The organism is Nonomuraea sp. NPDC004702 (assembly GCF_053601695.1).
In genome coordinates this window covers 47,976-73,666 of the sequence record NZ_JBSGCE010000008.1, presented here as the reverse complement: position 1 = coordinate 73,666, position 25,691 = coordinate 47,976, and the positions used below count along the sequence as shown (strand labels likewise).

The following is a 25,691-nucleotide window of genomic DNA, read 5'->3' as shown; positions in this document are numbered from 1 at the left end:
ACAGACTTGAATCACTCGCCGGGACCCGTCGCGAGTGAAGGAGGCCCCATGACCACGGCCAAGGCCGCATCAAGCCCGGAGGAGCGGACCTATACGGAATCGGATCTCGTTCCCGTGCTGGAGACTCTCTTCTCCTGGCGTGACGGCGATTTCCGGCGTCGGGTCCCGCACGCTCCTCCCGGCATCCTCAGCGAAGTGCGCCTGCTGCTGAACGAAGTGGCCGACCGCCGCGAACATCTCGCGAACGAGCTGGCAAGAGTTCGCAAAGAAGTCGTCAAGGAAGGGCGCTTCGGCGAGCGGCTGACGCCCGGCCCGGGCGTCGGGGCGTGGTCCGAGAGCGTCGAGTCGGTCAACATGCTGATCGACGCCCTGGTCAGCCCGGTCAGCGGCGCGGCCGACGTGATCGACGCGGTGGCCAAGGGCGACCTGTCGCGGCGCATCGACCTCGACCGGTCGGCCCGCGGCGAGGTGCGCCGCCTGGGCAAGGCCATCAACGGCATGGTCGACCAGCTCGCCCTGTTCAACTCCGAGGTCACCAGGGTCGCCCGCGAGGCGGGCACCGAGGGCCGGCTGGGCGGCAGCGCCAACCTGCGGGGCATGTCGGGAAGCTGGCGCGACCTCACCGAGGCCGTCAACACGATGTCCTCGCGCGTGGCCGCGCAGGTCCGCGACATCGCCGTGGTCACCACGGCGGTCGCCAAGGGCGACCTGAGCCGCAAGGTCACGGTCGACGCCGTGGGCGAGATGTTCGAGCTGAAGAACACCGTCAACACGATGGTCGACCAGCTCTCGGGCTTCGCCGAGGAGGTCACCCGCGTGGCCCGCGAGGTGGGCACCGAAGGCCAGCTGGGCGGCCAGGCGCAGGTCACCGGCGTGTCGGGCGTCTGGAAGGACCTCACCGACAACGTCAACTTCATGGCCAACAACCTGACCTCGCAGGTGCGCTCGATCGCCACCGTCGCGACGGCGGTCGCCCAGGGCAACCTGTCGAAGAAGATCACCGTTGACGCCGAGGGCGAGATCCTGCAGCTCAAGGACACCCTCAACACGATGGTCGACCAGCTGTCGTCCTTCGCCGACGAGGTCACCCGAGTCGCCCGCGAGGTCGGCACCGAGGGCAAGCTCGGCGGGCGCGCCGAGGTGAAGGGCGTGTCGGGCGTCTGGAAGGACCTCACCGACAACGTCAACTCGATGGCCAACAACCTCACCTACCAGGTGCGCAACATCGCCCAGGTGACCACGGCCGTGGCCAACGGCGACCTCACCCGCAAGATCGACGTCGACGCCCAGGGCGAGATCCTCGAACTCAAGTCGACCATGAACACGATGGTCGAGCAGCTGTCCTCGTTCGCCTCCGAGGTCACCCGCGTGGCCCGCGAGGTGGGCACCGAAGGCCAGCTGGGCGGCCAGGCGCAGGTCCGCGGCGTGTCCGGGGTCTGGAAGGACCTCACCGACAACGTCAACTCGATGGCCAACAACCTCACCTCGCAGGTGCGCCAGATCGCGGCCGTCTCGTCCGCGGTGGCGCAGGGCAACCTGTCGAAGAAGATCACCGTTGACGCACAGGGCGAGATCCTGCAGCTCAAGGACACCCTCAACACGATGGTCGACCAGCTGTCGTCCTTCGCCGACGAGGTCACCCGCGTGGCCCGCGAGGTGGGCACGCAGGGGCAGCTCGGCGGCCAGGCGCGGGTGCAGGGCGTGTCGGGCGTCTGGAAGGACCTCACCGACAACGTCAACTTCATGGCGAACAACCTGACCTATCAGGTGCGCAACATCGCCGAGGTCACCACGGCCGTGGCCAACGGCGACCTGACCCGCAAGATCGACGTCGACGCCCAGGGCGAGATCCTGGCGCTGAAGACCACCATCAACCGGATGGTCGACCAGCTGTCCTCCTTCGCCTCCGAGGTCACCCGCGTGGCCCGCGAGGTGGGCTCGGAGGGCCAGCTCGGCGGCCAGGCCCGGGTCGAGGGCGTCGAGGGCACCTGGAAGCGGCTCACCGAGAGCGTCAACGAGCTGGCCGGCAACCTGACCACGCAGGTGCGCGCCATCGCGACCGTGACCAGCGCCGTGGCCCGGGGCGACCTGACCCGGTCGATCGCCGTCGAGGCGCAGGGCGAGCTGGCGGAGCTGAAGGACAACATCAACTCGATGGTGGCCAACCTCCGCGAGACGACCCAGGCCAACCAGGAGCAGGACTGGCTGAAGTCCAACCTGGCCCGCATCTCCCGGCTCATGCAGGGCCACCGCGACCTGTTCGAGGTGGCCAAGCTGACGATGAGCGAGCTCACTCCGCTGGTCTCGGCCCGCTACGGCGCCTTCTACGGCATCGACCCCGAGGGCGACCACGAGCTGACGCTGATCGGCGGCTACGGCGTGCGTCCCGACCGGGGGCCGCGCCGGCGCTTCGCGATCGGCGAGGGCATCGTCGGCCAGGCGGCGGCCGAGGGCAGGCACATCATCCTCGACGACGTGCCGCCGCAGTTCATCACCATCGACAGCGGGCTCAGCCAGTCCACGCCCGCGCAGATCGTCGTGCTGCCGATCCTGTTCGAGAACCGCGTGCTCGGCGTGCTGGAGCTGGCCTCCTTCACCCCGTTCGGCGAGGTGCACCTCGACTTCCTGACGCAGCTCGTCGAGACCATCGGCGTCACGATGAACACGATCATCGCCAACTCCCGCACCGAAGACCTGCTGACCGAGTCCCAGCGGCTCACCCGTGAGCTGCAGGAGCGCTCCGACGAGCTCCAGCGGCAGCAGGAGGAGCTGCGCAGGTCCAACGCCGAGCTGGAGGACAAGGCGGCGCTGCTGGCCAAGCAGAACCGCGCGATCGAGATCCAGAACTTCCAGATCGAGCAGGCCCGCCGCACCCTGGAGGAGCGCGCCGAGCAGCTCGCGGTCTCCTCGCGGTACAAGTCCGAGTTCCTCGCGAACATGTCCCACGAGCTGCGCACGCCGCTCAACAGCCTGCTGGTGCTGGCCAAGCTGCTGACCGAGAACGCCGAGGGCAACCTGACGTCCCAGCAGGTCGAGTTCGCCCGCACGATCCACAGCGCGGGCTCGGCCCTGCTGCAGCTCATCAACGACATGCTCGACCTGTCGAAGGTGGAGGCGGGCCGGATGGACATCCATCCGATCCAGGTGTCGCTGCCCAAGATGGTCGACCTGCTGGAGGCGGCCTTCGCGCCGCTGGCCCAGGACAAGGGGTTGTCCTTCGGCGTCGAGGTGGCCTCCGACGTGCCGAGCGAGCTGCGGGCCGACGAGCAGCGCCTGCAGCAGGTGCTGCGCAACCTGCTGTCCAACGCGGTGAAGTTCACCCCGAAGGGCGAGGTCAAGCTGCGGGTCGCGGCGGCCCCCCGAGGGATCGACTTCGACGACGACACCCTCCACGACGCCACCGACCTGCTGGCCTTCCAGGTGATCGACACCGGCATCGGCATCGCGCCCGACAAGCGCGAGGTCATCTTCGAGGCGTTCCGGCAGGCCGACGGCACCACCAGCCGCAAGTACGGCGGCACCGGCCTCGGCCTGGCCATCTGCCGCGACATCGCCCGGCTGCTCGGCGGCGAGATCCACGTCGAGAGCGAGCTGGGCAGGGGCAGCACGTTCACCCTCTACCTGCCGGCCTCCTACACCGGCCCGCTGGCCGCCACCGACGGCAGCACGGCCCCGCGCCGGCAGCTCATGACCTCGCCCGCCGAGGAGCAGGCCGCCGCCGCGACCCTGCCCGAGCCGCCGCCGCTCGACATGCCGATGCCCGAGCTGGTCGAGCCGCCGGTGGAGACGCCCGCCCAGTGGCAGGGCGACGACCCGCTCAACGGCGCCAAGATCCTCATCGTCGACGACGACATCCGCAACGTGTTCGCCCTCACCAGCGTGCTGGAACGACACGGATCGACGGTGGTCTACGCCGAGAACGGCCGCGAGGGCATCGAGCAGCTCGAACGGAACGAGGACGTCGCGCTCGTGCTGATGGACATCATGATGCCGGAGATGGACGGCTGGGCCACGACCTCGGCCATCCGGCGCATGCCGCAGTTCGCCGACCTGCCGATCATCGCGCTGACCGCTAAGGTCATGCGTGGTGATCGCGAGAAGAGCATCGCCTCGGGCGCGTCCGACTACGTGCCCAAGCCGGTCGACGTCGATCGCCTGCTCGAACGGCTGCGCGGCTGGCTCAGCCGTGGGCGGGGAGCCACGACCGACTCGTCGCCCTCAACCGCTGAAGGGTCGTGATCGATGCCGGACCGTGCAAAGATCCTCCTGGTCGACGACCGCGAGGAGAACCTGATCGCCCTGGAGGCGATCCTCAGCTCGCTCGACCTGGTGCCCGTACGCGCCAGGTCCGGCGAGGAGGCGCTCAAGGCGCTGCTCAACACCGAGTTCGCGCTGATCCTGCTCGACGTCCGGATGCCGGGCATGGACGGCTTCGAGACGGCCGCCCACATCAAGCGGCGGGAGCGGACCAGGAACATCCCGATCATCTTCCTGACCGTGGTCGACAGCGCCCCCGACTACGCCTTCCGCGGATACGCGGCGGGGGCGGTCGACTATCTCACCAAGCCGTTCGACCCCTGGGTGCTACGGGCGAAGGTGTCGGTGTTCACCGAGCTCTACAACATGAACAAGCGCCTGGCCGAGCAGGCGTCGTTGCTCCGCGAGCGGCTGACCGGCGAGCTGCCGCCCGGGGCGGGTGACCACGCCTCGGTCCTGCCGGAGTTGTCCCGGCGGCTGACGGCGGTGGAGGACGAGCTGGCCCGGGTACGGGAGCTGGCCCGCAAGTCGCAGGATCCGGCGCTCGCCGTGCCGCTGGCCGACCTGGGCGATCGGGTCGCCCATCTGCGCGCCGGCTTCGACGCGCTCTCCTGATCTCGTCCAGCCCGACGCCCGGGCCGCCGCTCATGGCGCCCGGGCGTCCGGCTTGCGCGCGGGAGGCGGTCAGTGGCGGGCGCGTTCGAGGGCGTCCCAGAAGCCGCGGCGCAGGGCGTGGCGGACTTCGTCGTGCAGCAGGAAGTCGATCGGCAGCGAGGAGCCCTGCAGGAGGCGGGCCTCCAGGTCGGAGGGCATGCGCGGCTTGCGGGCCAGCACCGCCTCCAGCCACAGCGCGGGTGCGTCGCGGGCCACGGACTCGCCGAAGTCGTGCCCTTCGCGATGGGCGGCCTTCACGGCGTCGGCCAGCGTGGTGGCCCCGGCGGTGGCAGCGGGCGGCGGGGAGACGGGCGCGGCCTGCGGCCCGGTGTACGGCCCGAGCTGCGCCGGCTGGTAGGCGCCTCCCGAGGACGGCGTGGCGAACTGCCCGGTGCTGGGCGAGGCGGACTGCGGCTGCTGCAGCGGCCCGGTCGCCGGCGCGGACGGCGGCACGGACGGGGGCACGGACGGCGGGATCGACGGCGGCTGCTCCTGGTACCCCGAGTACGACGGCAGCACCGGCGGCGTGGCCGACCGCCCGCCCGAGGACCCCTGCCCGTTGGCGGACGACTGGCCGGAGGAGGGGGCCGCGTGGCTCCCGGAGTGCTGCCCGGCCGCGTGGCTGCCCGCGGACGACGCCGGCGGCAGCGAGGCCGTCGGGGTCACCGGGGGCGCGGCCGGCGGCGCGGGCGGCAGCGAGGGGGCGGCGTGCCCGTTGCTGAGCGGCTGGTGGTGGCCGTTGGAGGACTCGGTGACGCCGCTCACCATCGTGACGTAGGGCCGCAGGTGGGCGTTGCCCAGCTCGACCAGGTCGTCGCACTCCTGCCGCAGCGACCGGGACACGGCCCACCCGCCGTCGGCGGCGATGTGGATGACGGTGACCCTGATGCCGAGGTCTTGTGCGTCGCACACCACCTGGGCGAGGTCTTCGTCGCCGCTGACGACGACGGCGTCGCAGATGGCGTTGTTGCGGGCGAGGGTCATGAGGTCGCGATGGACCTGGGCGTCGACGCCTTCGCGGCGGCCCGGCCGGATACGCGAGAGCCTGAGCTTGAGGCCCGGGATGTCGGCCAGCGCGTCGTGCTCCGGGGTGCGGCGGCCCTCGACGGTCGCCTCGTACCAGTAGCACCGCAGCAGCGGCAGGCCCGTGCGTTCGCGCGACAGGTTGGTCATCAGCTGGAGGAGCCCGGGATAGTCCCAGGCGACGGCCTCTCGATGGCGAGTGCCGTGCACGGCCATCGCTCCGTCTGCCAGCAGATAGCCGGCGTCCACGAACAGCGCACAGCGATCCACTGACACCGCCCCTTTCCTGGTGGTCCGACCTTGCTGGCTCTGCACCGTCAGAGACCGGACTCGGCGGCCCTCTTTCAGGGTAATGAAAGCAGGTGATCGCGCGAGGGTGAATCCCGACGATTCGACCGCGGGCCGCCGTGCAGCCGGACCATTTAGGCAGACCGTACCAGTTCGTCCTGTTTGCGGTCATGAGCGTGCCCTGACGGTCAGCGCGGCCGCTCCGAAGAGCACGACGTCCTTGTCGGTCACGATCGTCAGCGCCGGATCGCGGCCCAGCTCGGCGTCGACCGTGTCGACGTCGACGCCGAAGGTCATGCCCCCGGCGCCGTTGGCGGAGCCGTCGAAGACGTTGGCGCGCTCGCGGTCGCCGCCCTCCGGGACGATCGCGCCGGTGCCGAGCGAGACCTTGTCGCCCTGGAGATCGGCGTCGCCCTCCCAGGTCACCAGCTCGGCCCGGGCCGGCGCGGCGGCCGGGCTCAGGCCGCCGAGCGGCATGCGCACCTTCCGGTCCGCGCCGCCGATCACGGTCGCCGTGTCGAGCACCACGGCCTGGCTGTACGACTGCCGCGGCCCGGTCACGACCACCACCAGGCTCCACCCGGCGTGGCTGGAGGCCCCCTCCGCCATCGGCGCGTCGGCCGCCCACCACAGGCCGCCCGGCCGCGCCTGCCCGGCCAGCGCGGTGACGTCGGCGAACGCCTGGTAGGCCGGGCCGAGCGGCATGTCGAGGGCCGTGACGTGGTCGGGACGGACCGACACGTACGTGCGCCGGCCCGGCGCCCTGACCTTGACGGGCCCCGCCGCCGCGCCGCTCGCCGACCAGTAGAGGCCCGCCCACACGACCCTGCTGTCCTTGGGCAGGGTGAGCCGGGCCGCGCTGGAGGCGCTGGTGGCCGGGCTGGCGTCCTGGTCGAGGGGGGTCATCGGCCACAGGTCGTTGTCGCGCTGGTCGCCCAGGCGGCGCCTGGCCTCGGGACAGCCGTCGTGCTCCTCGGGACAGCTCAGCAGCGTGTTGCCGATCGCCCGGACGGCCACCCTGCCCTCGGTGGCGAACCTGGCCGACGCCCCCACCGTGCGCACGCCCTGCGCGGCCCGCGCGTCGACGTGGAGGTCGTCGGCGTCGACGCGCACAGCGGGCCCGGCGCCCTCCGGAGCCAGCTCCGACACCAGCACGCGCAGGAACACCGCCGTGCCCTCCCCGGCGGCCAGCGGCCGCCTGGCGCACCGCGCGCCCTGCCCGGCCTGCCGGCAGGCCCAGCCGTCGACCGTGCCCACGGGTTCGAGCAGCGCCACGCCGTGCCCGCGTCTGGCCGGCGGCAGGAGGGTCACACCGGGCGGCAGCTCGACGGTCGCGGCCAGCTCGCCGCTCGGGCCGTCGCCGTCGTTGCGCAGGCGCATGCCGACGATGCCGGGCTGGGCGCGTACGAGCGCGCCGAGCGCGCCGATCGTGGCCCGCAGCCGCGCCCTGCCCCGCGGCTCCCGCCGCGGCGGCGGGACGCGCGCCGGCGGCTCGCTCGCCACGGGCAGCGGCACCGGCCGCACCGACACCGGGGGCCGGGCCACCAGTGTGGGCGTGGCCACCGGCCGCTCGGCCACCGGCGACTCCCCGGACACCAGCACGAACGCCGCCACCGCCGCGGACGCGACCGCGACACCGCCCGCCGCCACGACCTGCTGCCGCGAGGGCGCCCGCCGCAACCAGCCGAACAGCCGCAGCAGCCAGCCCGCTCCGCCGCCGGCCACGCCCGCCTTGGCCAGCGCCGCGGCGTAGCCGCCGAACACCGGGCCGGCGATCAGCGGGCCGACGATGACCCGCAGGCCGCGGTTGACGTCGGTCAGTTCGAGCAGGACGCCGTGGCACTCCTCGCAGTCGTTGACGTGGTCGTCGACCGCGCGCGAGTCGCGCCTGGCCAGGCCGCCTCTGACGTAGGCGCCCATCTTGCCGAGCACCGGACGGCACTCGTGCTGCGGCGCCGCGCGCAGGTGCATCTGCAGGTACGCCTGCCGCAGCCCCTCGCGCGCCCGGTAGGCCAGCGCCGCCACCCCGTTGGCCGACAGGCCGAGCAGCGGCGCGACCTCGGCGGGCTTGCACTTCTCCACCTCGGTGTGCCAGAGCACCGCCCGCCACCGCTCGGGCAGCGACAGGAACGCGCGCGAGATCATCGACCGCTCCAGGCCGACGAGCGCGGGGTCGACGAAGGGCACGCCCGCGTCGTAGCGCTCGATCTCGCCGGTGGTCACCTGGCGGCTCTCGACCCGGCCGCGGTCGTAGACGGTACGGCGCACGACGGTCAGCAGGTACGTGCGGAACCCCGACTCGGGCCCGCCGCCCCTGCCCACCAGGTCGAGGATCTTCGTGAACGACTCGGCCACGACGTCCTCGACCTCGGACTCGCCCCTGACGAGCTGCCTGGCCAGCGCGCGGGCCGCGGCCACGTGACGCTCGTAGAGCCGTCCGTACGCGGTCGCGTCGCCGGCGCGGACCTCCTTCAGCAGGTCCGCATCGCTTCGCGGCGATTCCACACTCATTGTGACCTCACGATTACGATGGGTTGCCCCGCGCAATCATTCCGCATTCTCCGTCATGACTAAACCGCAGCGCCGTCTTTACCTCCGAGGACCACGGGAGGACGCATGGACGAGGACGTGCTGTCGCGCTGGCGCGGGCGGAGCATGGCGGAGGGCTGGTCGCTGGCCGACGACTGGTGGACCCCGGCGGTGGCGTACGCGATCAGGGCCGTGACGGACGGCGGCGACCTGCGGCGCGCCTGCGAGGAGCTGGGCGCGGCGCGCGCCGGGGCGGGGGTCGGGATCAGCGAGGGGCTGGGCGATCTGGCGGCGCTGTTCGCCGTCACCGATCGAGGAGAGCCGACGTTCCCGCTGGTACGGGCGTACGCGGCCGGGTGGGCCGAGCAGAGCTTCGCGCCCATGAACGACCTGCAGTGCGAGGACCCGCTGACCGGCCTGGCCACGGTGGCCTACCTGCGTACCAGGCTGGGCGAGCTCTACCGGGGGGCGGTCGCGGGCGGGCACCTGCTGGTGGTGGCCGAGCCGTACGGGCAGATCGCCGAACTGGCCGAGCGGCTGGCGGCGGCGCTCAACCTGGCCACGGCGCTGCGCAGGGCGTTCACCGGCGACGAGACGCTGGCGCTGCTCGCGCCCACCCGCGTCGGCGCGGTGACCAGGGAGGACGACCGGCTGGCCGGCAAGATCGCCGACCTGCGCGCCACGGAGATCCTGTACGGCCGCCACCCCCGCGTCCGGGTGCGCCGGCTCCCCCGCGCGCACGCGCAGGCCCTGGCTCTCATCAGGACGCTGAGCCTGGGACCCTAAGCTTGGGCGCATGACAGACCGCGACAACCTGCTGGCCGAGATCAAGCGCAAGGCCGTCGTCCACGGCAAGGTCACGCTCTCCTCGGGCAAGGAGGCCGACTTCTACCTCGACCTGCGGCGGATCACGCTCGACGGGGTGGCCGCGCCGCTCGTCGGCAAGGTGATGCTCGACCTGACCGACGATCTCGACTTCGACGCCGTCGGCGGGCTCACGATGGGCGCCGACCCGGTGGCCTGCGCGATGCTGCACGCGGCGGCGGCGCGCGGGCGCACGCTCGACGCGTTCGTGGTGCGCAAGGCGCAGAAGTCGCACGGCATGCAGCGCCGGATCGAGGGGCCCGAGGTGAAGGGCCGCCGGGTGCTGGCCGTGGAGGACACCTCGACGACCGGCGGCTCGCCGCTGACCGCCGTGGAGGCGCTGCGGGAGGCGGGCGCCGAGGTGGTGGCCGTGGCCACCATCGTCGACCGGGGCGCGGGCGCGCGGATGGCGGAGGAGGGGCTCGACTACCGCACCGCCTTCACCCTCCAGGACCTCGGGCTGTGAAGGCCTCCCTCGCGCCCTGCTCGCCGGGGGCGCGGGGGCTGCCGTTCTCGGTGACGCGGACGGTGCCCGCGTCGCCGAGCACGACGTCGAGCTCGGGCTCGAAGTAGCTGACCTCTTCGCCTTTGCTCATCTCGCGATGGTGCAGCACGTCCCCGCCGGGGACGCGGACGGTCACGGTGGGGCAGACCTCGGCCACGCACTCGATGCGCACGGTCGGCGCCCTGCCCTCGCTCGCCCGCACGACCGTGGACCCTGCCGCGGAGGGCGGCCGCTCCGGCTGCGAGCCGGACGAGCCGATCAGGGCGCGCACGCCGACGACCACCAGCGTCACCACGGCCCCCACCGCGAGGACGACGAGGGCGGATCGGGCGATTCCCATCGGATCTGACCTGTGGCGTCCCACAGGGGGCACTGTACCCGGTGGTAACTCAAGGGCCCCCGGTCAGCGCCGGGGGCCGGTGCCTGCTGTCAGTGCTGGGGGTCGGTGCTGGAGGGCACGCGGTGGTGCTTGCCGTTGGGCAGCGGCAGCCGCTTGCGCTCGCGGCGCTTCTTGACGACCTCGACGATGATCGGGATCAGCGAGATGAAGACGATGATGAACACGCCCGGCAGGATGTACTTGTCGATCTGCTTGGGATCGACCTTGCTGCCGAGGAAGTAGCCGAGCAGCACCAGGCCCTCGACCCAGACCACGCCACCGATGACGTTCCACAGGAAGAAGCGCCTGGCGGGCATCTCCAGGACACCGGCCACCGGGTTCATGAACGTGCGGACGATCGGCACGAACCGCGCCAGCACGACCGCCCGCGCCGGGCCGAACTTCTGGAAGAACTCCTCGGCGCGCACCACGTGTTCGCGTTTGAACAGCCGCGAGTCGGGCCGGTCGAACATCTTCCTGCCGAACCTGGCCCCCAGGAAGTGGCCGAGCTGGGCGCCCGCGATGGCACACAACGGTGTGCCGATCACCAGGACGGGGAAGGAGATCGGCGGCGCCTCGCCCACGACCAGCGACGCGGAACTGAAGATCCCCGCCGCCACCAGCAGCGAGTCGCCCGGCAGGAAGAAGCCGAGCAGCAGACCCGTCTCGGCGAAGATGATCGCCAGGACGCCGATGGTGGCGAAGGCGCCGAGGATGGTGAGCCACCACGTCGGGTCGAGGAGATTCCAGAGCCAGTCCACCCCGTGAGCCTACCTGGAGCCGAGCGAATCGGATGTGGCCATCCGGCACGCGTTGTCACTACCAGTTGTGGTTGGGAGCCGGGATACTGGGCAGGCGCGAAGCCGTACTTCTCAGGGAGATGACTCATGCCCATCGCGACTCCAGAGGTCTACGCCGAGATGCTCGACCGTGCCAAGGCGGGCGGGTTCGCCTATCCGGCGATCAACGTGACCTCTTCTCAGACCTTGAACGCCGCGCTGCGCGGGTTCGCCGAGGCCGAGAGCGACGGCATCGTGCAGGTGTCCACCGGCGGCGCCGAGTTCCTCTCCGGCACGACGGTCAAGGACATGGTGACGGGCGCGACCGCGCTGGCCGAGTACGCCCGGGTGGTGGCCGCCAAGTACCCGGTCACGGTGGCGCTGCACACCGACCACTGTCCGAAGGACAAGCTCGACGGCTACATGCGGCCGCTGATCGACATCTCGCTGGAGCGGGTGTCCAAGGGCCTCGACCCGCTCTTCCAGTCGCACATGTGGGACGGCTCGGCCGTGCCGCTGGAGGAGAACCTGGAGATCGCCAAGGAGCTCCTGGACAAGTGCGCCCGCGCCCGGATCATCATGGAGATGGAGATCGGCGTCGTCGGCGGCGAGGAGGACGGCGTCGTCGGCGAGATCAACGAGAAGCTCTACACCACCGCCGAAGACGCGCTGGCCACGGCCGAGGCCGTCGGCGTCGGTGACCGGGGCCGCTACATGCTGGCCGCCACGTTCGGCAACGTGCACGGCGTCTACAAGCCGGGCCACGTGAAGCTGCGGCCGAGCGTGCTGAAGGAGATCCAGGAGGCGGTCGGCGCCAAGTACGGCAAGGACAAGCCGTTCGACCTGGTCTTCCACGGCGGCTCCGGCTCGCTGCTGGAGGAGATCCACGAGGCCATCTCCTACGGCGTGGTGAAGATGAACGTCGACACCGACACCCAGTACGCCTTCACCAGGCCGATCGCCGACCACATGTTCCGCAACTACGACGGCGTGCTGAAGGTCGACGGCGAGGTCGGCAACAAGAAGGCCTACGACCCGCGCGCCTACGGCAAGAGCGCCGAGACCGGCATGGCGGCCCGCGTGGCGGAGGCCTGCCACAACCTCAAGAGCAGTGGGACGAAGATCTCCTAGCCACTTGGGCGGCACGGCGGGTATGACTTGTCCTATGGATAACCTTCTCGCCGGGCCGCCCCCGACTCACCTGCCGGACCTGCCCGAGGCCAGGGAGGCGCTGGAATCCGGGGCCAAGGCCGCCGACGTGGCCGCCCGCTTCCCCGCCCACCCGGCGGCCTGGGCCGCGCTCGCGGAGGAGTACTTCGCGCAGGGCCATGCCGTCACCTCCTACGCCTTCGCCCGCACGGGCTACCATCGCGGCCTCGACCAGCTGCGCAGGAACGGCTGGAAGGGCCACGGTCCCATCCCTTGGGAGCACGAGCCCAACCGCGGCTTCCTGCGCTGCCTGCACGCCCTGTCCAGGGCGGCGCAGTCCATCGGCGAGAAGGACGAGGCCGAGCGCTGCCTGCAGTTCCTCAAGGACAGCAGCGAGACCGGATATGAGGCGCTGACCAAGGGTTAGCAGCGCATTGGGCCCGCATTGGGCCCACGCGCCTTGGGACGAATGGGCAGACTCGGGTAGTCTCTCTACGCAAGAGCCCCTGTCGCACTTGCGCCAGGGGTTTCGTTTTGTGCTCGGGAGACTGAACAATGCCGGCTGCCGTTCTCGTTGGGGCCCAGTGGGGCGATGAGGGCAAGGGCAAGGCCACCGACCTGCTCGGTGGCGACGTCGACTACGTCGTCCGTTATCAGGGTGGCAACAACGCGGGACACACCGTCGTCATCGGTGACCAGAAATACGCTCTGCATCTTCTGCCGACGGGGATCCTGTCGCCGGACGTCGTACCGGTGATCGGCAACGGTGTGGTGATCGACCCGGGGGTGCTGCTGAGCGAGATCGACGGGCTGGCCGCGCGGGGCATCTCCGCCGAACGCCTGCTGATCTCCTCCAACGCGCACCTGATCATGCCGCACCACAAGGCGCTGGACAAGGTCACCGAGCGCTATCTGGGCAAGGCCAAGATCGGCACCACCGGACGCGGCATCGGCCCCGCGTACGGCGACAAGATCGCCCGGATGGGCGTGCGGGTCCAGGACCTGCTCGACCCGGGCATCCTGGCCAAGAAGATCGAGGTCGCGCTGACCGAGAAGAACCAGGTGCTGACCAAGGTCTACAACCGGCGCGGCATCGACCCGGCCGCCGTGCTGGAGGAGTACCTGGCCTACGCCGAACGGCTCAAGCCGCACATCGCCGACACCTCGCTGGTGCTCTCCAAGGCGCTGGACGAGGGCAAGTTCGTGCTGCTGGAGGGCGGTCAGGGCACGCTGCTGGACATCGACCACGGCACGTACCCGTTCGTCACCTCCTCCTCGCCGACGTCCGGGGGCGCGTGCGCCGGGGCGGGCATCCCGCCGAACCGGCTCACGAAGATCATCGGGATCCTGAAGGCGTACACGACCCGCGTGGGCTCGGGGCCGTTCCCGACCGAGCTGACCGACGAGACGGGCGAGTGGCTGCGCAGGACCGGCGGCGAGTACGGCGTCACCACCGGCCGCGACCGTCGCTGCGGCTGGTTCGACGCGGTGATCGCCCGCTACGCGACCCGGATCAACGGGGTCACCGACTACTTCCTCACCAAGCTCGACATCCTGTCGGGGCTGGAGCGCATCCCGGTGTGCGTGGCCTACGAGGTCGACGGCGAGCGGTTCGACGAGATCCCGATGACCCAGACCGACTTCCACCACGCGGTCCCGGTCTACGAGGAGCTGCCGGGCTGGAAGGAGGACATCTCCAACGCCAAGTCGTTCGACGACCTGCCGCCGAACGCGCAGTCGTACGTGCGGGCGCTGGAGGAGATGAGCGGGGCGCCGATCTCGGCGATCGGCGTCGGCCCCGGCCGCGACCAGACCGTCGTGGTGCGGTCGCTGGTCTGACCGGCACGTGACGAGGGGCCCGGCGCGACAACGCGCCGGGCCCCTCGCGTGTGAAAGGAACTACGGCCGGACGGCGGGCTCCTCACGTGTCAGGTGACTACGGCGGGACGGCGGGCTCCCCGCGTGTCACCGGACTACGGCCCGACGGCGGGCTCCCCGCGTGTCACCGGACTACGGCCCGACGGCGGGCTCCCCGCGTGTCACCGGACTACGGCCCGACGGCGGGCTCCTCCTCCGCCGGGTCCGCGGCGGTGAGGACGGCGGCGGTCATCGGGGTGTGCAGGGTCCAGCCCAGGGTCTCGTACAGGGCCTGGCCCGCCTCGGTGGCGACCAGGATGCCCGTGCGGGCGCCCCGGGAGACGGCGGCGGCGGCGAGCGCGGCCATGACGACCGTGCCGAGGCCGCGCCGGCGGTGTTCGGCGGCCGTCTCCACCTGGTCGATCACGGCGGCCCGGTCCGCGACGGCGAACTGGCCGCGCGCCGCGACCTCGCCCGCGGCGGTGAGCAGCCGGGCCACGGTCACCCCCGCCCTGGTGGTGATCGCCAGGGTGTAGCCCGCGGGGGCCTTCGGGGTGGTGCGGGCCAGGGACGCGGTGGTCATCATGTACTCCTGCTCCTGCACGGACCACTGCGGGGGCAGGGAGGGGGCGACCGCCTCGGCGGGGGCGCAGAGCTTGAGCCAGGTGCCGGGGACGGTGAGGGTGCCGGTCAGGTGGTCCAGGATCTCCGCGGTAGGGGTGGGGACGACGTGCCGCGCCACGTGGCCGGGAAGGCCGACGTCCACTCTGAGGCCCCACGGTTCGGGTACGGGCCGCGGGGCGTTGCGGGAGATCACCCAGCCGTCCACCCATGCCCGGACTGTTGCTGAATGGGCATGTTTGAGAACCTCCGTCATGAGCTCCAGCTTATTGCAAGGTAGTTGCATTTATCGTGCAATAAGCGGGCGGAGAGTCCTCTTGGCGCCTTCCCTTCCGACCAGGGCGTAGCAGGATAAAAAGGACACGGCGTGGCACTGCCTCAGCGGGCCTCGCGCCGGGTAGTGTCCCCGGTGTGCGCGTTGAGATTCATGGTCACCGAGGAGCGCGGGGCCTGTGGCCGGAGAACACCCTGCCAGGGCTGAGCCGCACGATGGAGCTGGGCGTTCACGCGCTTGAGCTCGACGTCGCCCTCACCGCCGATCGCCGCCTCGTGCTCACGCACGACCTGACGGTCTCGGCCGTCACCAGTGCCGACCGCCGTCCGCTGCGGCAGGGCGATCCGCTCTTCCCGTACGTGGGCAAGCCGATCAACGCGCTCAGCCTCGCCCAGCTGCGCACGCTCGACGTGGGCGTACGCCTGCCGCGTCACCTCGACGACCCGTTCGCGCTCACCCAGGTCGCCATGCCGGAGACCAGGATGCCGACGCTCGGCGCGGTGCTCGGACTGGTCAACGCCTACGAGGCCGAGCACGTGCGGCTGCACGTCGAGCTGAAGTCCGACCCGACCAGGCCGGAGCTGACGGCCGACCCGGAGATGTTCACCGAGCTGGTGGTCGAGGAGCTCGACCGGCACGGCCGGCTGGGCAACGCCGCCGTCCTGAGCTTCGACTGGCGCGTCATCAGGCACGCGGCCCGGCTCGCCCCGGCGGCCAGGCGGTTCGCGCTGATCGAGCTCGACACGCTCCACTGGCACGAGGGCGGGCTGGGCGACGACATCCCGGCCGCCGCCCGCGAGGCCGGGGCCACCACGCTCTCGCCCGAGCACGTGATGGTCGACGAGAAGCTGATGGCCCAGGCAGCCGCGGCGGGCCTCGACGTGGCGGTCTGGACGGTCAACGACCAGGCCCTGGCCGGCCGCATGATCGACCTCGGCGTGGCCGGGATCGTGACCGACTATCCCGACCGCATGCGGGAGCTGTGGCGCGAGCGCGGCCTCGACCTGCCGGAGGGCGTCCGGCCGCTCAAGCCCGTGAGCGTCTGAGCACCGCGCGAGCCCGTGAGCGTCTGAGCACCGCACGAGCCCCCGAGCGTCCGGGCGCGTCGTTCAGAGCCAGCCGTTGCGGCGGAAGCCGCGGTGCAGCAGCACGCAGGCAGTGATCATCACGGCCAGCACCGCCGGATAGCCCCAGACCTGCTTGGTCTCGGGCATGAAGTCGAAGTTCATGCCGTAGATGCCGGCGATCATCGTCGGCACGGCCAGGATGGCGACCCACGACGAGATCTTGCGCATGTCCTCGTTGGCCAGGGCGTTCGAGCGGGCCAGGGCGGCCTGCAGGATCGAGCTGCACAGTTCGTTGGAGGACTCGACCTGCTCGCACACGCGGGACAGGTGGTCGCCGACGTCGCGGAAGTACTCGCGCATCTCCGAGGGGATGACGCGGCGCTGCGGCAGCGCCGACAGCGGCGACTGCAGCGGGGTCACGGCCCGCTTCATCTCCAGCATCTCCCGCTTGAGCTGGTAGATCCGGTTGATGTCGCGGGAGCTGACGTCGGCGAAGACGGTCGCCTCGACCTCTTCGAGCTCCAGCTGCATCAGGTCGGCCACCTGGAGGTACTGGTCGACGACGTGGTCGGCGATGGCGTGCAGCACGCCGGCCGGGCCGCGGTTCATCAGCTTGGGCTTGTCCTCAAGGCGCTCGCGGACCAGGGTCAGCGGGCAGTGCTCGCCGTGGCGCACGGTGACCACGAAGTCGACCCCGAGGAACACCATGATCTCGCCGGTGGCGATGATCTCGCTGTTGGCCGTCAGCTCGTCGTGGTCGAGGTAGGCGACCGTCTTCAGCACCATGAACAGCGACTCGCCGTAGCGCTCGACCTTGGGACGCTGGTGGGCCTTGACCGCGTCCTCGACGGCCAGCGGGTGCAGCCCGAAGACCTCGGACAACCACTCCACCTCGGGCGCCTCGGGCTCGTGCAGCCCGACCCAGACGAACGCGTTCGCGCCGTCGGAGTTCTTGTTGTGCTCGCGGACGAGGTCGAGGGACTCGACGATGCCCGGGGCGCAGACCTTCTTGCCCTGGATGTAGGCGCCGAATTCGACGATGGAGTCGACAGGGGGCACGCAGACCTCACGCACCGGCTTGGTGAGCGGGCGTCCGGCGTGCGGCTGAACAGGGTGACGGTTGATGCGACGGAAAAGCGTGGACGAGCGCATGGCAGTCCCTTTCCGCCCGACCTGGCACGCTCCACGCGCGATGAAAAGTCACCTCAATCGACACAAATGCGTGGAGGCACGATCAGGCTGCCGGATTGGAGTGGTCGGGGGTAACTGGGGCGTACGTGGGAGAGCACGTACTGCTGGGATCACCAGGTTTCATCCCGGACCACCTCCAATCACAAGAGACGCCGCAAAGCCGCCTTAACCTACCACAGGCGGGTGAACCCAAACGACGATACTCGCCGGAGGGTGCTCGGTTCAGGTAGAACCGCACAAAGATGCGGGCTTGTTCCGGCATTCGACGTGCCTGCAACCCGCCCGGGACCCGCGCCGGGCGGGGGGTCCGGGCCTGCGACAATGGGGCACGTGCGCGTTCTAGTCATTGGTTCCGGAGGGCGTGAGCACGCCCTGTGCCGTTCGCTCAAACTCGATCCCCAGGTCAGCGAGCTCCACTGTGCTCCCGGTAACGCGGGCATCGAGGGCGTCGCGACCGTTCATCCCGTCGATCCCGTCGATCCCGCGCAGGTGGCCGAGCTGGCCGGGCGGCTGGGGGCCGACCTCGTCGTCATCGGGCCGGAGGCGCCGCTCGTCGCGGGCGTGGCCGACGCCGTGCGCGAGGCCGGCATCGCCTGCTTCGGGCCGACCCGTGAGGCGGCCATGCTCGAAGGCTCCAAGGCGTTCGCCAAGGAGATCATGAATGCCGCCGACGTGCCCACCGCCCGGGCCCGCACCTGCGAGACCGAGGAGGAGGCCGCCGCCGCGCTCGACGAGTTCGGCGCCCCCTACGTCGTCAAGGACGACGGCCTCGCCGCCGGCAAGGGCGTGGTCGTCACGCGCGACCGCGACCAGGCGCTGGCGCACGCGCGGGCCTGCGAGCGGGTGGTCATCGAGGAGTTCCTCGACGGGCCCGAGGTGTCGCTGTTCGCGCTGTGCGACGGCAGCACGGCGGTGCCGCTCCAGCTCGCCCAGGACTTCAAGCGCGCCTACGACGGCGACGAGGGGCCCAACACCGGCGGCATGGGCGCGTACACGCCGCTCCCCTGGGCGCCGGAAGGGCTGACCGAGCAGGTCATGCGCGAGGTCGTGCACCCGACGATCGCCGAGCTGGGGCGGCGCGGGCTGCCGTACCAGGGGGTGCTCTACGTGGGGCTGGCCCTGACCCAGAAGGGGCCGAAGGTGGTCGAGTTCAACGCCCGGTTCGGCGACCCCGAGACGCAGGTGCTGCTCGACCGGCTGGAGACGCCGCTCGGCGGGCTGCTGATGGCCTGCGCCACCGGCGAGCTCGGCCTCGACCCGGTGTTCAAGGACGGCTCGGCGGTGACCGTGGTGATCGCGGCGGAGAACTACCCCGACACCCCGGTCAAGGGCGACGTGATCACCGGCCTGACCGAGACCGAGAACGCGTACGTGATCCACGCCGGCACCGCGCGCGGCCCCGGCGGCGAGGTCGTCTCCAACGGCGGCCGGGTGCTGACCGTCGTCGGCCACGGCCCCGACCAGGCGAGCGCCCGCCGCAACGCCTACGACCTCGTCGACCGCGTCGAGCTGCGCGGCTCGCACCACAGGACGGACATCGCCCGATGAAGCATCTGCACTCCGGCAAGGTACGCGACCTCTACGAGACCGACGAGGGCCTGCTGCTGATGGTCGCCTCCGACCGCATCTCGGCCTTCGACTACGTGCTGGAGCCCGGCATCCCCGACAAGGGCGCGATCCTCACGCAGATGTCGCTGTGGTGGTTCGACCAGCTCAAGGACGTCGTGCCCAACCACATCCTGGCCAGGGGCGACGACGCGCGCAGCGTGCTGTGCAAGCCGCTGCGCATGGTCCAGGTGGAGTGCGTGGCCCGCGGCTACCTGACCGGCGGCGGCCTGTCGGAGTACCGCGCGACCGGCACGGTCTCCGGGGTGCCGCTGCCCCCCGGTCTGGAGGACGGCTCCCGGCTGCCGGAGCCGATCTTCACCCCCTCGACGAAGGCCCCCCAGGGAGAGCACGACGAGCCGATCTCCTTCGAGCAGGTGGTCGCCGAGGTCGGCGCGGAGACGGCCGACGAGCTGCGGCGCATCACGCTCGACGTCTACACGCGCGGCTCGGAGATCGCCCGCGAGCGCGGCATCATCCTGGCCGACACCAAGATCGAGCTGGGCTTCGACGCCGACGGCGTGCTGACCCTGGGCGACGAGGTGCTGACGCCGGACTCGTCGCGGTTCTGGCCGGCCGACGAATGGCAGCCGGGCAGGGCGCAACCTTCTTTCGATAAGCAATATGTACGTGATTGGCTGCTCTCGCCCGAATCCGGATGGGACAAATCCTCCGGAAACCCCCCACCTCGGCTTCCCGAGCACGTTGTCGAGCGCACAAGGCAGCGATACCTAGAAGCGTATGAGCGCGTCACGGGGGCTCCCTTTAGCGGATGATTCGGCTGGGTCACCTGGTGTCAGCCACTACTGTTGGCCCGATCGAGCCTCACCGTTGATTTCAAGGAGCCGCACGAAATGGTCCGTTACCGCGTGCGCGGTGGCAACGCACTGCGTGGAACCGCGTTCATCCAGGGCGCGAAGAACGCCGTGCTTCCCATGATCGGTGCGGCTCTGCTGGCCGCCAAGGGCCGTACCGTGCTGCGGAACGTGCCGATCATCGAAGACGTCCGGCGCGCGGTCGAGCTGGCCGAGGCGATCGGCGCGTACGTGGAGCTGCACGAGTCCGAGCGCACGCTGGTCATCGACGCCTCCCGGCTGAGCAGCCCGGTGCTGCCGGCCGAGATCGCGCGCCGGTTCCGCGGCTCGGTGCTGTTCACCCCCGCGCTGCTCCACCGGCTGGGCGAGGCGATCGTGGAGGGCGTGGGCGGCTGCAACCTCGGCAGCCGCAACCTCGACTTCCACTACCTGGGCTACAAGCGGCTGGGCGCGGTCGTCGACGAGGGCGAGACCGTCATCCACGTCAAGGCCAGCGGCCTGACCGGCGCGACGCTCTACCTGGACACGCCCTCCCACACCGGCACCGAGAACCTGATCATGGCCGCCGCCCTGGCCAAGGGCACGACGGTGATCGAGAACGCGGCTCTTGAGCCGGAAGTGCTCGACGTCATCGACATGCTCACCAAGATGGGCGCGCGCATCAGCGGCGGCGGCACCGGGTTCATCACCGTCGAGGGCGTGGAGGAGCTGCACGCCGTCGAGCACACCGTGATGCCCGACCGGCTCGACGCGGGCGTGTTCGCGATGGCCGCGGCGATCACCGGCGGCGAGCTCAGCCTCGTGGGCACCGGCCTCGACCTGGGCGTCGTCCGCTACAAGCTGGAGCAGATGGGCGTCGACTTCGCCCGGCAGGGCGCGGTGCTGCACGTGCGGTGCGACCGTCCGCTGCGGCCCATCAACATCATCACCGACACCTATCCCGGCTTCGCGACCGACCTGCAGTCGCCGATGATGACGGTGGCCGCCCTGGCCGACGGCACGAGCTACATCCACGAGCGCATCTTCGACGGCCGTTTCGCCCTGGCCGGCGAGCTCAACAAGATGGGCGCCGACGTCGAGGTCGACGACAGCAGGGCCGTCGTGCGCGGGCGCACGCCGCTCAAGGGCGCGCAAGTCACGGCGCACGATCTGCGCTCCGGTATCGCGCTCGTGCTCGCCGGTCTGGCGGCCGAAGGAGAGACCGTCATCGAGTCCGGATACCTCATCGACCGCGGCCACGCACATCTCGCGGCGCGAATGCGCGCGCTCGGCGCGGACATTACACGAGAGATTTCTGAGCGCTAAAAAACATGAGAAAAACCGCGTTGAGCTGCTGAGACATCTTGTCGGGCGGTCAACCAGAACGACTTTCCGGAAAAGTCGGGCGTGACATTACGGCCCCCGCGAGCGATCGTTCCAAAAGAGAGCACTGCAACGGACGGCAGGATGGGACGAACATTGGTCGAGAGGGCCGAAGAAACTCCCCGAGTGTCACGCCCGGGCGCCATGACACCGGACCTCACCATCGGCGTGGTCGGACCCCACGACCTGGTCGAGCGAGTCATGCTGATGGGTCACGCCGCGGCACCGCTGCCGTGTCGCCTGGTCGCGGCCGCGTACCGCGATGAGCAGGAGGCGCCCGACAAGGTGACGCGGCTCGGTCCCGGTGTCGACGCGTGCCTGTTCGCCAGCCCGGTCCCTTATGACCTGGCCAGGCGATCAGGCGTGCTGACGATGCCCGCGACCTACGTGCAACTCGGCGGAGCGGCATTGGTGGCGGCGCTGGCGAAGGCCGCACTTGACACTCGGATGGACCCGCAACGGGTCAGCGTGGACGTGGTCAGCAGGGCGGATGTCGAGGAGGCGTACACCGACCTCGGCATACCGGCCACGGACGTGCACAGCCGCGACGAGCCCGGAGCCACGGGCACGATCGCGGCCTACCACGAACGGCTGGCCCGCCAGGGCGCCACCTCGGGGGCACTGACGTGCCTGCCCGCGGTGGCCGAACGCCTGCACGCAGCCGGCGTGCCGGTCATCAGGATCAGGCCGACCTCGGCCGCGGTCCGGACGGCGCTGCACACCGCGGCGCTGCTCGGGGCGCATCACCGGCTGGAGGAGTCGCAGCTCACCGTGGTGCTGGTGGAGGTGCCGACGCTGCGCGAGCCCGTGCGGCGCGCGGCGCCGCGCTACTGGCGCGACGAGCTGCGGCTGTCGCTCCACCGGTTACTGGTCCAGGAGGCGAACCGGATCAACGCGACCGTCTGGCCGATCGACGATCACAGTTACCTGGTCACCGCGACCAGGGGCTCGATCGCCGCGGCCACCGACGGGTTCAGGGTGCTGCCCTTCGCGGCCAGGATCCGGGACGAGCTGGGGCTGGCGGTCGAGGTGGGCGTCGGGATGGGGCGGACGACACACGACGCGGAGTCGCACGCGCGCGCCGCGCTGGCCCGTACCCAGGCGGGCAAGCAGGCGCAGGGGTTCGCGGTGGACCGCGAGGGCCGGGCCCTCATCCCGGCCCCCCGGATGCCACCCTCCGGGTCGACCGCGCTCAAGCCGAAGGGCGTGGAGGTGCTGGCCAGGCTGGCGGCCAAGCTCGAAGGCGGCGACACGGTGGTCGACGCCGAGGGCGCGGGCAAGATGCTCGGGGTGACGCCGCGCACGGCTCGGCGGTTGCTGCGCACGCTGGTTGACGAGGGACTCGCGTGGCCGCTTCCGCCGAACCGCACCCCGCAGCCGGGGCGTCCGCGTCAGCTCTACCGGCTCATCGTGGAGAAGCTCGGACCACGGTGACCGTACGGGGCCCGTCGTCCCATTTCAGGGGCGACGGGTGCCCGGTTCTTGACCTGGGGAGTCAGAGGTACAGACAATCCGCTTGACTCTTGTGGTCTTATTGGTTGACCCGAGTAGATGCGGGTATGTTCTCCCACGCCCCCGATCGACGGGATTCGGACGGGGGCGCCAAACTTTCCCGCACAGCCCCTTCGCCGCCGCCCTTTTTACGGAAGGCGTCCGGACGGGGCTGTGAGGCCGTTTGGCGGCACTGTCGGACCGGCGGGCATGTCCGGATATAGCCGGTCACCACAACCCGCCTGGGACGCTTTCAGCAGGCGCCCGCCAATCGCCCGCTACAGCAGGCGCACGCCATCCCACACCGGCTTCAGCAGGCGCACGCGACCCCACACCGGCGTCAGCAGGCGCACGCGATCCCCGAGACCGGCGCCGTCAGGGCGTCGACCGGTCGCCGGGTCACGCCCGACGCCGTCTCGACCGGAAAGCCCTCCCTGGCCCAGTACTCGAAGCCGCCGAGCATCTCCTTGACCGCGTACCCGAGCCGGGCGAACTCCAGGGCGGCCCGCGTGGCGCCGTTGCAGCCGGGACCCCAGCAGTAGGTGACGACGGTGGCCTCCCGGGGGATCAGCGCGGCCGCCCCGGCGGCGATCTCGGCCGTCGGCAGGTGCACCGCCCCCTGGACGTGCCCCTGGTCCCAGCTCTCCCGGCTGCGCGAGTCCACGACCACGACGCCCGGTGCGCCGGCGGCCAGGTCGGCGGCCACGTCAGAGACGTCGGTCTCGAAGGCCAGGCGGGCGGCGAAGTGGGCGAGGGCGGCGGCGTTGGGGGCGGCCGGGGTGGAGGTGACGGCTGACATCTACGACATTTCCCTTCATTGCTGGTCAGTGGCGATCGTCCCAGCCGGCCCGCCCACTCACCAGTGGCACGAAAGCCGCCTGTCGCTAATATCGCGCCAAATCCCTAAGTCCGATACCCGCAGGTGCTTTGTCGTGGTCGCCCGATAAAGTCATGACCCATGAGTGCGAACACCACTGACAGCCGGGCTCCCGTCCTCGTCTGGAGCGCCCTGGCGATCGTGTACGTGGTGTGGGGCTCGACCTACCTCGGCATCAGGATCGCCATCGAGACCATGCCCCCCATGCTGAGCGGCGCGCTGCGGTTCGTGACGGCCGCGCTGCTGCTCGGCGGCTTCCTGCTGATCAGGAAGGGCCTGGAGCCGTTCCGGGTGTCGTGGCGGCAGGTCTGCGGGGCCGGGCTGGTCGGCCTGCTCCTGCTGACCAGCGGCAACGGCATGGTCGCCGTGGCCGAGCAGCACATCTCCAGCGGCCTGGCCGCGCTGCTCGTGGCCTCGGTGCCGCTCTGGCTCGTCGTGTTCCGGATCCTGGTCAGGGACCGGCCGGCCGTGCTGACGCTGGCCGGCGTGCTCGTCGGGTTCGCCGGCGTCGCGGCGTTGTCGCTGACCGGCGGCCAGTCGGTGGACACCACCGGGATCGTGGTGATCCTGGTGGCCTCGTTCTCGTGGTCGGTCGGCTCGTTCCTGTCGGCGCGCATCCCCATGCCCGCCAACCCCTTCGCGGCCAGCTCGATCGAGATGCTGGTCGGCGGCGCCGGCCTGGCCGTGACCGGCACGGTGCTCGGCGAACGGCTCGACCTGGCGGCGGTCTCCGGGCGTTCCTGGGCGGCGCTGGCCTACCTGGTGCTGGTCGGCTCGCTGGTCGGCTTCACCGCCTACACCTGGCTGTTGGGGAACGCGCCGATCTCGCTGGTCTCCACGTACGCCTACGTCAACCCGGTCGTCGCCGTGCTCCTCGGCGTGCTGGTCGTCAACGAGCACGTGACCCCGCAGATCATCGCCGGCGGGGCGGTGATCCTGGTGGGCGTCGCCCTGGTGGTCTCCACCGAACGACGCGCCAAAGCCAGGACCGCGACCCTCGCGGAAGAGGTCAGCGCCTAACCGCGGAACTCCTTGGCGGCGGCGAGGAAGGCGTCGTTGGCCTCGGGGTCGCCGATGGACACCCGGGCCCCCTCGCCCGCGAACGGCCGTACGGCCACGCCCTCCACCGCGCAGGCGGCGGCGAAGTCGAGGGTGCGCTCGCCGAGCCGCAGCCAGACGAAGTTCGCCTCGGTCGGCGGCACCGTCCAGCCCTGCTCGATCAGCGACTCGCGGACCCGGCCGCGCTCCTTGACCACCCGCTCGACCCGCTCCAGCAGCTCGTCCTCGGCCTTCAGCGAGGCGACGGCGGCGACCTGCGCGAGGTGGTTGACGGCGAACGGGATGATCGTCTTGCGGACGGCCGCCGCCACGGGCTCGTGCCCGATCAGGTAGCCGACCCGCAGGCCCGCCAGCCCGTACGCCTTGGAGAAGGTGCGCAGCACGCAGACGTTCGGCCGGTCGCGGTAGAGCGTCAGGCCGTCGGGGACGTCCTCGTCGCGGACGTACTCGCGGTAGGCCTCGTCCAGCACCACGAGCACGTTCTCCGGCACGCGGTCCAGGAAGGACACCAGGGCGTCGCGGCGGATCGCGGTGCCGGTGGGGTTGTTGGGGTTGCACACGAAGACCATGCGGGTGCGGTCGGTGATCGCCTCCGCCATGGCGTCCAGGTCGTGATCCTCGCCGGCCAGCGGCACCTGGACGGACGTGACCCCCGACAGGTCCGCCAGCAACGGGTACGCCTCGAACGACCGCCACGCGTAGACGACCTCGACGCCGGGCTCGCCGACCGTCTCGAACAGCTGCTGGGCCACCGTGACCGAGCCCGCGCCCAGCGCGATGTGCTCGAACGGCACGTCGTACCGCTCGGCGAGGGCCTCGGTCAGCCCGACGGCGCCGGGGTCGGGATAGCGGTTGATCTGCCGGGCGCCCTCGGCGACGGCCTCGACCACGGAGGGCAGCGGGTCGTAGGGGGATTCGTTCGAGGAGAGCTTGTACGACCGGCCGTCGGCGGAGACCACGGCCTTGCCCGGCTTGTAGGGGGGCATGGTGTCCAGGATGTGGCGGAAACGAGGCATAGAACTACCTTAAAAGGCCACGCCCGATG

General features: G+C 70.8%; 21 protein-coding genes. 13 read left to right on the top strand and 8 right to left on the bottom strand.

All coding sequences use genetic code 11. The annotated features are described in order from the left end of the window. The first annotated feature begins 48 nt into the window (after positions 1-48). Entirely contained in the window at positions 49-4,239 is a 4,191-nt protein-coding gene (locus ACWEJ6_RS13030; RefSeq protein ID WP_452423617.1) for a HAMP domain-containing protein, read from the top strand. Positions 4,240-4,242: 3 nt separating this feature from the next. Next, positions 4,243-4,872: a response regulator gene (locus ACWEJ6_RS13025; RefSeq protein ID WP_364327633.1), complete on the top strand. Its 630-nt coding sequence runs from the start codon at positions 4,243-4,245 to the stop codon at positions 4,870-4,872. Between the two features lie 69 nt (positions 4,873-4,941). Here the strand turns inward: ACWEJ6_RS13025 and ACWEJ6_RS13020 are convergent, their stop codons facing one another. Together ACWEJ6_RS13020 and ACWEJ6_RS13015 are read right to left on the bottom strand one after the other, a co-directional pair. Next, the gene (locus tag ACWEJ6_RS13020) at positions 4,942-6,204 is read right to left on the bottom strand and encodes an NYN domain-containing protein (protein WP_452423615.1); all 1,263 of its coding nucleotides are present in this window, start codon (positions 6,202-6,204) and stop codon (positions 4,942-4,944) included. A gap of 186 nt (positions 6,205-6,390) precedes the next feature. Then, complete coding sequence (locus ACWEJ6_RS13015; RefSeq protein WP_452423613.1) at positions 6,391-8,727, bottom strand: sigma-70 family RNA polymerase sigma factor; 2,337 nt, start codon at positions 8,725-8,727, stop codon at positions 6,391-6,393. A 111-nt stretch (positions 8,728-8,838) separates the two neighbouring features. Between ACWEJ6_RS13015 and ACWEJ6_RS13010 the strand changes: the two genes are divergently transcribed. Both ACWEJ6_RS13010 and pyrE read left to right on the top strand, forming a co-directional pair. Continuing rightward, the gene (locus ACWEJ6_RS13010) at positions 8,839-9,537 is read left to right on the top strand and encodes a hypothetical protein (RefSeq protein WP_452423611.1); all 699 of its coding nucleotides are present in this window, start codon (positions 8,839-8,841) and stop codon (positions 9,535-9,537) included. A 10-nt stretch (positions 9,538-9,547) separates the two neighbouring features. Then, the gene (pyrE, locus tag ACWEJ6_RS13005) at positions 9,548-10,081 is read left to right on the top strand and encodes an orotate phosphoribosyltransferase (RefSeq protein WP_352357535.1); all 534 of its coding nucleotides are present in this window, start codon (positions 9,548-9,550) and stop codon (positions 10,079-10,081) included. Here pyrE and ACWEJ6_RS13000 read toward each other — a convergent pair. Then, a complete protein-coding gene (locus tag ACWEJ6_RS13000; protein ID WP_452423609.1) occupies positions 10,056-10,460 on the bottom strand; it encodes a hypothetical protein in 405 nt (134 codons plus the stop codon). The two genes, pyrE and ACWEJ6_RS13000, sit on opposite strands and share 26 nt — an antisense overlap. A gap of 89 nt (positions 10,461-10,549) precedes the next feature. Continuing rightward, positions 10,550-11,260, bottom strand: a complete 711-nt coding sequence (locus ACWEJ6_RS12995) for a DedA family protein (RefSeq protein ID WP_358290615.1) — start codon at positions 11,258-11,260, stop codon at positions 10,550-10,552. 126 nt (positions 11,261-11,386) lie between these two features. Here ACWEJ6_RS12995 and fbaA point away from each other — a divergent pair, with 126 nt between their 5' ends. From fbaA to ACWEJ6_RS12980, 3 genes are all read left to right on the top strand, one after another. After that, positions 11,387-12,409 (top strand): class II fructose-bisphosphate aldolase, encoded by a 1,023-nt coding sequence (gene fbaA, locus ACWEJ6_RS12990; RefSeq protein ID WP_352318009.1) that lies wholly within the window; start codon positions 11,387-11,389, stop codon positions 12,407-12,409. Between the two features lie 34 nt (positions 12,410-12,443). After that, positions 12,444-12,854: a DUF3151 domain-containing protein gene (locus ACWEJ6_RS12985; RefSeq protein ID WP_352318011.1), complete on the top strand. Its 411-nt coding sequence runs from the start codon at positions 12,444-12,446 to the stop codon at positions 12,852-12,854. A 128-nt stretch (positions 12,855-12,982) separates the two neighbouring features. Next, positions 12,983-14,266: an adenylosuccinate synthase gene (locus ACWEJ6_RS12980; protein WP_358290619.1), complete on the top strand. Its 1,284-nt coding sequence runs from the start codon at positions 12,983-12,985 to the stop codon at positions 14,264-14,266. Between the two features lie 208 nt (positions 14,267-14,474). Here the strand turns inward: ACWEJ6_RS12980 and ACWEJ6_RS12975 are convergent, their stop codons facing one another. After that, positions 14,475-15,161, bottom strand: a complete 687-nt coding sequence (locus tag ACWEJ6_RS12975) for a GNAT family N-acetyltransferase (RefSeq protein WP_452423606.1) — start codon at positions 15,159-15,161, stop codon at positions 14,475-14,477. A 155-nt stretch (positions 15,162-15,316) separates the two neighbouring features. Between ACWEJ6_RS12975 and ACWEJ6_RS12970 the strand changes: the two genes are divergently transcribed. Further along, positions 15,317-16,225 (top strand): glycerophosphodiester phosphodiesterase family protein, encoded by a 909-nt coding sequence (locus ACWEJ6_RS12970; RefSeq protein ID WP_357966003.1) that lies wholly within the window; start codon positions 15,317-15,319, stop codon positions 16,223-16,225. A 63-nt stretch (positions 16,226-16,288) separates the two neighbouring features. On the opposite strand, the gene corA is transcribed toward ACWEJ6_RS12970, so the two are convergent. Beyond that, the gene (gene corA / locus ACWEJ6_RS12965; protein WP_352357551.1) at positions 16,289-17,305 is read right to left on the bottom strand and encodes a magnesium/cobalt transporter CorA; all 1,017 of its coding nucleotides are present in this window, start codon (positions 17,303-17,305) and stop codon (positions 16,289-16,291) included. Between the two features lie 462 nt (positions 17,306-17,767). On the opposite strand from corA, the gene purD reads away from it, so the two are divergent. The 4 genes from purD to ACWEJ6_RS12945 all read left to right on the top strand — a co-directional run bounded on the left by purD (position 17,768) and on the right by ACWEJ6_RS12945 (position 22,653). Then, positions 17,768-18,985 carry a phosphoribosylamine--glycine ligase gene (gene purD / locus ACWEJ6_RS12960; protein ID WP_452423604.1) on the top strand — a complete coding sequence of 406 codons (1,218 nt, stop codon included), beginning with the start codon at positions 17,768-17,770 and terminating at the stop codon, positions 18,983-18,985. Continuing rightward, complete coding sequence (locus tag ACWEJ6_RS12955; protein WP_358290632.1) at positions 18,982-19,818, top strand: phosphoribosylaminoimidazolesuccinocarboxamide synthase; 837 nt, start codon at positions 18,982-18,984, stop codon at positions 19,816-19,818. The genes purD and ACWEJ6_RS12955 overlap by 4 nt, the downstream gene beginning before the upstream one ends. Positions 19,819-19,896: 78 nt before the next feature. Then, entirely contained in the window at positions 19,897-21,162 is a 1,266-nt protein-coding gene (gene murA / locus ACWEJ6_RS12950) for a UDP-N-acetylglucosamine 1-carboxyvinyltransferase (protein WP_358290635.1), read from the top strand. A 201-nt stretch (positions 21,163-21,363) separates the two neighbouring features. Further along, on the top strand, positions 21,364-22,653 hold the full coding sequence (locus ACWEJ6_RS12945; protein WP_352357559.1) for a GTP cyclohydrolase IIa: 1,290 nt from the start codon (positions 21,364-21,366) through the stop codon (positions 22,651-22,653). Between the two features lie 397 nt (positions 22,654-23,050). Here the strand turns inward: ACWEJ6_RS12945 and ACWEJ6_RS12940 are convergent, their stop codons facing one another. Next, positions 23,051-23,509 (bottom strand): rhodanese-like domain-containing protein, encoded by a 459-nt coding sequence (locus ACWEJ6_RS12940; protein WP_452423600.1) that lies wholly within the window; start codon positions 23,507-23,509, stop codon positions 23,051-23,053. Between the two features lie 159 nt (positions 23,510-23,668). Between ACWEJ6_RS12940 and ACWEJ6_RS12935 the strand changes: the two genes are divergently transcribed. Continuing rightward, positions 23,669-24,607, top strand: coding sequence for an EamA family transporter (locus tag ACWEJ6_RS12935; protein WP_452423598.1), 939 nt, complete (start codon positions 23,669-23,671; stop codon positions 24,605-24,607). Here the strand turns inward: ACWEJ6_RS12935 and hisC are convergent. After that, the gene (hisC, locus tag ACWEJ6_RS12930; protein ID WP_452423596.1) at positions 24,604-25,662 is read right to left on the bottom strand and encodes a histidinol-phosphate transaminase; all 1,059 of its coding nucleotides are present in this window, start codon (positions 25,660-25,662) and stop codon (positions 24,604-24,606) included. The two genes, ACWEJ6_RS12935 and hisC, sit on opposite strands and share 4 nt — an antisense overlap. Positions 25,663-25,691: the final 29 nt, after the last annotated feature.

Excerpts from the sequence above, each read along its gene's own strand:
- murA (WP_358290635.1), top strand. The coding sequence starts at position 19,897 with ATGGTCCGTTACCGCGTGCGCGGTGGCAACGCACTGCGTGGAACCGCG.
- ACWEJ6_RS12955 (WP_358290632.1), top strand. The coding sequence starts at position 18,982 with ATGAAGCATCTGCACTCCGGCAAGGTACGCGACCTCTACGAGACCGAC.
- ACWEJ6_RS12945 (WP_352357559.1), top strand. The coding sequence starts at position 21,364 with ATGACACCGGACCTCACCATCGGCGTGGTCGGACCCCACGACCTGGTC.
- ACWEJ6_RS12940 (WP_452423600.1), bottom strand. The coding sequence starts at position 23,509 with ATGTCAGCCGTCACCTCCACCCCGGCCGCCCCCAACGCCGCCGCCCTC.
- ACWEJ6_RS12980 (WP_358290619.1), top strand. The coding sequence starts at position 12,983 with ATGCCGGCTGCCGTTCTCGTTGGGGCCCAGTGGGGCGATGAGGGCAAG.
- ACWEJ6_RS13025 (WP_364327633.1), top strand. The coding sequence starts at position 4,243 with ATGCCGGACCGTGCAAAGATCCTCCTGGTCGACGACCGCGAGGAGAAC.
- pyrE (WP_352357535.1), top strand. The coding sequence starts at position 9,548 with ATGACAGACCGCGACAACCTGCTGGCCGAGATCAAGCGCAAGGCCGTC.
- ACWEJ6_RS13010 (WP_452423611.1), top strand. The coding sequence starts at position 8,839 with ATGGACGAGGACGTGCTGTCGCGCTGGCGCGGGCGGAGCATGGCGGAG.
- hisC (WP_452423596.1), bottom strand. The coding sequence starts at position 25,662 with ATGCCTCGTTTCCGCCACATCCTGGACACCATGCCCCCCTACAAGCCG.
- ACWEJ6_RS12975 (WP_452423606.1), bottom strand. The coding sequence starts at position 15,161 with ATGACGGAGGTTCTCAAACATGCCCATTCAGCAACAGTCCGGGCATGG.
- ACWEJ6_RS12935 (WP_452423598.1), top strand. The coding sequence starts at position 23,669 with ATGAGTGCGAACACCACTGACAGCCGGGCTCCCGTCCTCGTCTGGAGC.
- ACWEJ6_RS12985 (WP_352318011.1), top strand. The coding sequence starts at position 12,444 with ATGGATAACCTTCTCGCCGGGCCGCCCCCGACTCACCTGCCGGACCTG.
- ACWEJ6_RS13000 (WP_452423609.1), bottom strand. The coding sequence starts at position 10,460 with ATGGGAATCGCCCGATCCGCCCTCGTCGTCCTCGCGGTGGGGGCCGTG.
- ACWEJ6_RS13030 (WP_452423617.1), top strand. The coding sequence starts at position 49 with ATGACCACGGCCAAGGCCGCATCAAGCCCGGAGGAGCGGACCTATACG.
- fbaA (WP_352318009.1), top strand. The coding sequence starts at position 11,387 with ATGCCCATCGCGACTCCAGAGGTCTACGCCGAGATGCTCGACCGTGCC.